7 protein-coding genes are annotated in these 6,245 nt (G+C 63.4%); 4 read left to right on the top strand and 3 right to left on the bottom strand.

Going from position 1 to position 6,245, the window contains the following annotated elements:
• Positions 1–126 precede the first annotated feature (126 nt).
• Positions 127–957 (bottom strand): SDR family NAD(P)-dependent oxidoreductase, encoded by an 831-nt coding sequence (locus tag ABIA96_RS33220; protein WP_354141133.1) that lies wholly within the window; start codon positions 955–957, stop codon positions 127–129.
• Positions 958–1,080: 123 nt separating this feature from the next.
• On the opposite strand from ABIA96_RS33220, the gene ABIA96_RS33215 reads away from it, so the two are divergent.
• From ABIA96_RS33215 to ABIA96_RS33200, 4 genes are all read left to right on the top strand, one after another.
• Positions 1,081–1,455, top strand: a complete 375-nt coding sequence (locus tag ABIA96_RS33215) for a response regulator (RefSeq protein WP_354141132.1) — start codon at positions 1,081–1,083, stop codon at positions 1,453–1,455.
• Between the two features lie 88 nt (positions 1,456–1,543).
• Positions 1,544–2,155: a LysE family translocator gene (locus ABIA96_RS33210; RefSeq protein ID WP_354141131.1), complete on the top strand. Its 612-nt coding sequence runs from the start codon at positions 1,544–1,546 to the stop codon at positions 2,153–2,155.
• Between the two features lie 587 nt (positions 2,156–2,742).
• Positions 2,743–3,945, top strand: coding sequence for a GGDEF domain-containing protein (locus ABIA96_RS33205; RefSeq protein WP_354141130.1), 1,203 nt, complete (start codon positions 2,743–2,745; stop codon positions 3,943–3,945).
• Between the two features lie 36 nt (positions 3,946–3,981).
• Positions 3,982–4,602 (top strand): peptidoglycan recognition protein family protein, encoded by a 621-nt coding sequence (locus tag ABIA96_RS33200; protein ID WP_354141129.1) that lies wholly within the window; start codon positions 3,982–3,984, stop codon positions 4,600–4,602.
• Positions 4,603–4,606: 4 nt separating this feature from the next.
• Here the strand turns inward: ABIA96_RS33200 and ABIA96_RS33195 are convergent, their stop codons facing one another.
• Both ABIA96_RS33195 and rpoH read right to left on the bottom strand, forming a co-directional pair.
• Positions 4,607–4,948 carry a hypothetical protein gene (locus tag ABIA96_RS33195; RefSeq protein WP_354141128.1) on the bottom strand — a complete coding sequence of 114 codons (342 nt, stop codon included), beginning with the start codon at positions 4,946–4,948 and terminating at the stop codon, positions 4,607–4,609.
• Between the two features lie 185 nt (positions 4,949–5,133).
• A complete protein-coding gene (gene rpoH, locus ABIA96_RS33190; protein ID WP_354141127.1) occupies positions 5,134–6,033 on the bottom strand; it encodes an RNA polymerase sigma factor RpoH in 900 nt (299 codons plus the stop codon).
• Positions 6,034–6,245 lie beyond the last annotated feature (212 nt).

Here is a 6,245-nt window from a genome sequence, read left to right as displayed (position 1 = left end):
CTCGGTCGATGCTTGCATCAGACGCTCCGTGGGTTCGAGTGTGGAAACCCAAACCTAACGGATAGGGCCCGCTCACCGCCCCATGGAATCTACGATATTGAGGGTGAGGCGACGCCATCGCGCCCCTCACTTCCCCTTCGCCATCCTCTCCAGCTTCCGCTGCAGCGGCGCCCAATACGTGCCGGGGCGGAAGCGCTGCAACAGGTCCATGAACCTTGCGTCGTTGCCGATCAGGATGCGGGGCTCGTTTCGCTCGATGCCCCTGATGATGCGCAGCGCGGCGTCCTTCGGCGTCGTCCTCGCCGCGGTCTCGAACCGGTCGATCATTTGCGCGCGGCGGGCATTGTCGGTGACGCCGACGCCGGTGCGCGATGAGCGCGCGATGCTCGTGGCGACGCCGCCGGGATGTACCACCGACAGTCTGACCGGGCTGCCCGCGACCGCAAGCTCATGCCGCACGCTCTCGGAGAAGCCGCGCACTGCGAACTTTGCCGCCGCATAGGCCGATTGTCCCGGTGGTGCGATGATGCCGAAGATCGAGGAGACGTTGACGATATGCGCCTCTGCCAGCGTCTTCAGATGCGGCAGGAAGGCGCGGGTGCCGTGCACAACGCCCCAGAAATTGATGTCGAACAGCCAGTCCATCTGCGCCTGGTCGATCTCCTCGAACGTCCCCATCAGCGCCACGCCGGCATTGTTGACGAGGATGTTGAGCCCGGGATGCGACGCGACCGCATCACGCGCGAATTGCGCGATGTCACTGGGATCGCTGACGTCGACGCGATGCAGACTGATCTTGCGCTGAGCGCCGATCTCGTTAGCGAGCGTATTCAATCCGGCCTCGTCGCGATCGGCGAGCGCGAGGTCGCAGCCGCGTTTTGCCAGTTCGATCGCAAGCGCACGGCCAATGCCGCTTGCCGCGCCCGTGATGGCGGCGGCGCCGGGAATCGCAGTCATGGATGGCTCCCTCTCCCGAATGGAACTTCAATGTACATTTTTTCAGTCCGGAACCGAACCATATTGGCTCTCCCCTCCTTAACTCACGTCACTTAAAGCGGATTCGAGCATTGGAGCAGCCAAATGGGACAGGCCCAGCCATTTCGAGCGACCGCGTTGATCGTTGAAGACGACCGGATGCAACGGGAGATGCTCTGTCTCCTGCTGGAGGAGAGCGGGTACCAGGTCATCCAGTGTGAGAGTGCGGAAGCGGCCGAGCATGTGCTGGACAAGAGTGCCGGCGCGCTGTGCCTGATGCTGACCGACGTGCAACTTGCCGGCCGCATGAGCGGTGTGGAGCTCGCGCACGTCGCCAAAGATCGCAATCCGAAGCTCGACGTCGTCGTCACCTCGGGCCGCCCACTGATGCAGCCCTTGCCTGACGGCGCAAAATTCTGGGCCAAACCGTGGGCGCCGCTCGACGTCCTGCGCGAAGCCGAGATCGCCCAGCTGAACTGAGGCGAATCGCGCTCTGGTTTCGCGTCTGGCGGCGCGGCTTACCGTGTCGTGACTTCTCGATCAGCGTCAGGGGTGGTAGGGACGAGGCATGTCCTGGTCATTCCTGCTCACCTCGCTCATCGTCGTCGCCTCGCCCGGCACCGGCGTGCTCTACACTCTGGCTGCGGCACTCACGCGCGGCTCGCGCGCCAGCGTGGCGGCGGCGTTCGGCTGCACGCTCGGGATCGTGCCGCATATGATTGCGGCGATGCTCGGGCTTGCCGCCGTGCTGCACACCAGCGCGCTCGCCTTCGCCGCCCTGAAATGGTGTGGCGTCGCCTATCTGCTCTACATGTCCTGGCAGGCGCTGCGCGAGCGAGGTGCGCTTGCGGTCGACAGCGAGATCAAGGAGCGCTCGAGCGGTCGGGTCATCCTCACCGGATTCCTGATCAACATCCTCAACCCAAAGCTCTCGATCTTCTTCCTGGCCTTCCTGCCGCAGTTCATCGCGGCGGATGAGGCTTCCGCTCTGGCACGGATGCTGGAATTGAGCGGCGCCTTCATGGCCATGACGTTTGTGGTGTTCGTCGTCTACGGCCTCTGCGCGGCCTCCGTGCGCGAGCGCGTCATCTCCCGTCCCGGCGTGATGACCTGGCTGCGCCGCTCTTTTGCGGCAGGCTTTGCCCTGTTGGGTGCCAAGCTCGCCCTTGCCGAGCGGTAGGCAATAAAAAAGCGGGCTTCGCGCCCGCCGTTTTCAATCTCTGAACCTCACCTGAGGCCCGGGCGGAGCATGCTCCACCCGGGCAAAGAACTTGCTGCGCTACTTCTTCTTCGCAGCCTTCTTGGCCTTTTTCTTCGTCGCCTTCTTCGCCTTCTTCGCTTTCTTAGCCATAGGATCCTCTTAAGGGTTAATGGTGAAACGCGACACGAGGAACGCGCGGTGGAGGGCCAGCCTCGCAACATCCTCGAGAGTAAACTCAGCAGATTCGCGAGCGTCTGCCCCGCGCTGTCATATCTGTGTCATCCCGTTATCCACAGCTCAGATGGATTTTCAGGTGATTTTGGTCCGCGAATCCGCATCGCGCGAGGCGTCGACGCGATTGCGATGGACGCAGACGACGTGCCTAACGATCCGATAATTGAGACGCAGCGTTCATGAATCCAAAACCAAGGGCACGCTTTCGACGATCGCAGTGAGGTTCCGTTAAGTGCAATCCGCGCATGGTTGTCCGCAAGAACACGGGGGCGGGTCATGGACGAACGGCTGCCAGGGACAGGAGGCGGGACGCTACGCGTCCTGCGGGCGCCATGTTGAACGTACCGACGCTTTGGATGGTCTTCGTCGTCAACTTCTCGGCGCTCGGCCTGATCTGGGCTTATGTGACGCGCTCCTATCCGAAATTCGAGGCTGCGCGGTACTGGATGGCATCGGCCTTCGTCGGTGCGGCCGGCGCGATGACGGCGCTGGTCCGCCTGTTCGTCGATTCCTCCATGCCGCTGCTGTTTGGGGCCGCCGGCATTATCGCGGCCAGTTGCCTCGCCGCCATGGGCATTCAGCGCTTCTATGACCGGCCGGTGCATTTGCGCCTCATGGTCGTAACGGGCATCGCGAGTTTCGCCGGTGTCGTGCTGTTCAAGATCGGCTGCGACCAGATGCAGCTGCGCATGCTTAGCTACACGGTCGGGCAGGGCCTGCCGCTCGTGCTGTCGCTGCGTCTTCTGCTGTCGCCGCCGGAGGGGCGCGTCAGCCCGGGTGCGCGGCTGTCCGGCATCGTCATCCTCACGATCATCGCGATCTTCGTGGTCCGCGCGGTCGGCAATGTGCTTGGCGGCGACTTCTCGGCGGTCGCAGGCAGTCAGAGTCATGCCGTCATGGTGCTGGCGCTTCTCTTCCTGTCGATGACGCTCAATTTCGGCTTCCTGCTGATGGCGATGGATCGGCTGCGCAACGAGGTCGCCGACCTCGCTCTGCTCGACGATCTCACCGGCGTCGCCAACCGCCGCCATCTGTTGCAGCGGCTGTCCGAGGAATGCGCCCGTTCGGAGCGCAGCGGCGAGGCGTTCTCGCTGCTGGTGATCGACCTCGACGGCTTCAAGACCGTCAACGACACCCACGGCCATGCCGCGGGCGATGCCTGCCTCCAGCATTTCACTTTGATGGCGCAGACGCGGCTGCGGCCCGGCGACATGCTTGCCCGCACCGGCGGCGACGAGTTCTGCGTGGTGCTGCCGTCCTCCTCCATGCGTGAAGGCGCGCTGATCGCTCGCCGCGTGCTCGAGGTCTGCCGCCAGGATGCCGCCGGCTGCTCCGGCAACGACATTCCGATCGCGATCTCGATCGGCGTCGCGGAATGGGATCGCGGCATCGGCCAATTCCCTGATAGGCTGATCGCCCACGCCGACCACGCCCTCTATGCCGCCAAGAAGAACGGCAAGAACGATTTTGCGGTCTATGATCCGGCGCCGCCGCTCTCGCCTGAGCCGGTCGAAGCCGCGCGCAAATTCGCCTGAACCCTGCTACGCTGGGTCCGTTGCTGGATCCCTGTGATGATGTCCCGCCTTGTCGTGGCTGTTCTCGCCGCTCTTCTGATCGCTCCCGCTGCCGCAGCCGATGCCGAGCTCGCAAAGCTCGCGCGCGGCACCGGCACGCCTGAAATTCCCGGACTGAAGATCGTCTGGCTCGCGCCATGGGGCGAAGTTGCCAACGCCCATATCTGGCGCAACATCATCGTGCACCAGACCGAAGGGCCAACCGGGTCAGCGCGCGGCGGCGCCGAGGCACAGTCGAAGGATCCGACCCGTCGCGGCGTGATGGTCTGGGTCGAGACCGACGGCACGGTTTACTGGTCGGTTGCGGACAATCTGGTGCCGACCCATACCGACGGCGCCAACCGCAACGACAACAAATACATCGACAACAGCGCGACCTATCATCAGGTCGTGCGCGACAATTCAATCGGCGTCGAGTTCGCCGGCAACTATCCCGACGTCACGATCGGCCCGACCGCGGCACAGGTCTCGGCGTGGAAGATCCTGGTCCAGGTGCTGCGTGCGCGTTACGGCATCCCGCTCGACCACGTCTATGCCCACAACTGGATCGACTTCAAGGACGCCCGCTATTGCGAAGGCTGCTGGCTCGCGACGCTGGCGCGGACGTGGGGCGAGTGACGAGCTACACCGGATGCGCCATCCAGCCGAACAAGCGCCGGATCAGTCCCGGCTGCTCCGGCAATTCCGGCGGGCCGTCTGCGGCCAGGACGCGTTTGAAGAAGTAGTCCAGGAACACCATGTCGTTCGGCTCGGTGACGGTGAATTCTTCATCGCCGAAGTACACGCTGTAATTAAAGAAGAACGGCCCCATGATCGGGATCGTCGCGGTCGAGGCATAGTCCTTGGAGATCACGAACTCCGATGGCTCGAGGCCGTGATCGCGCATGGCCTGCTCGACCAGCGGCAGCTTGCGCATGAACTGGGCGGAGAAGCCGCCGACGGTGGATTGCAGGATGATCGACACGGCGCGTGCCCGTTCTCTGGATGTGGCCCGATAGTCTTTGGTCGGGGGACCCCTCGCGTGCGTTCAAGATGCACCGTCGGGGCGCCGCGAACATGCTGCAGCTCACACGACAAAAAAAAGCCGGCGTTGCCGCCGGCTTTTCGTCTCTTGTCGATCCGCCAATTCGTGGGGGCGGAAGCCCGCGCTTAGTGCGCGGCTTCCAGCGCGGCCTGTTCGGCCCTTGCGATCGTGCCCTTGACCGCGGACTGCACCTTCTCGAAGGCGCGGACCTCGATCTGGCGGACGCGCTCGCGCGACACGCCGAACTCGGCGGCAAGGTCTTCCAGCGTCATCGGCTCATCGGCGAGGCGACGGGCCTCGAAGATGCGGCGTTCGCGCGGGTTGAGCACGCCCATGGCGCCGTTCAGCGCGTCACGGCGATGGTCATACTCCTCGTGTTCGGCCAGCATGGCCTCCTGGTTGGGCGAATTGTCGACCAGCCAGTCCTGCCATTCGCCGGCTTCGCCGTCGTCGCGGATCGGTGCGTTGAGCGACGCGTCGCCACCGAGACGGCGGTTCATGTCGACCACGTCCTGAGCCGTGACGCCGAGACGCTTGGCAATGATTGCCACCTGGTCGGGGCGGAGATCGCCTTCGTCCAGAGCGGAAATCTTGCTCTTCGCCTTGCGCAGGTTGAAGAACAGTTTCTTCTGGTTCGCGGTGGTGCCCATCTTCACGAGCGACCAGGAACGCAGGATGTACTCTTGAATCGACGCCTTGATCCACCACATGGCGTAGGTGGCGAGACGGAAGCCCTTTTCAGGCTCGAAACGCTTCACCGCCTGCATCAGGCCGACGTTACCTTCCGAGACGACCTCGGAGATCGGCAAGCCATAGCCGCGATAGCCCATGGCAATCTTGGCCACGAGCCGGAGATGGCTGGTGACGAGTTGGTGCGCAGCGTCGCGATCGTCGTGTTCGCGCCAACGCTTGGCGAGCATGTATTCCTGCTGGGGTTCCAGCATCGGGAACTTGCGGATTTCGCCGAGGTAGCGGGAAAGGCCGGATTCGCCGTTAAGGACCGGCAGAGCAGCGGTACGGGCCATTGTTAAGCCCTCCAAAGGTTCAGGCCCCCGATAGCGGCGGGCCAGGCAGACGACCACTTTGTTAAAGCCAGTCGTAGCTGCGATGTTCCGCGTTGGTCATTTCCAACGCAGGCGCAATATACCCCATGAGGGGGCAAAAAGGGAAGGATTGCTGACGTCACGTCCCCGTGTGGCAGCTATAACTTTTTGTAAGGTAACGGTTTTCTCAATGC

Source organism: Bradyrhizobium sp. LB11.1 (assembly GCF_040549385.1).
GTDB lineage: Bacteria > Pseudomonadota > Alphaproteobacteria > Rhizobiales > Xanthobacteraceae > Bradyrhizobium.
The sequence above is the reverse complement of the archived record's forward strand: the minus strand, read 5'-3'. Positions and strand labels throughout refer to the sequence as shown.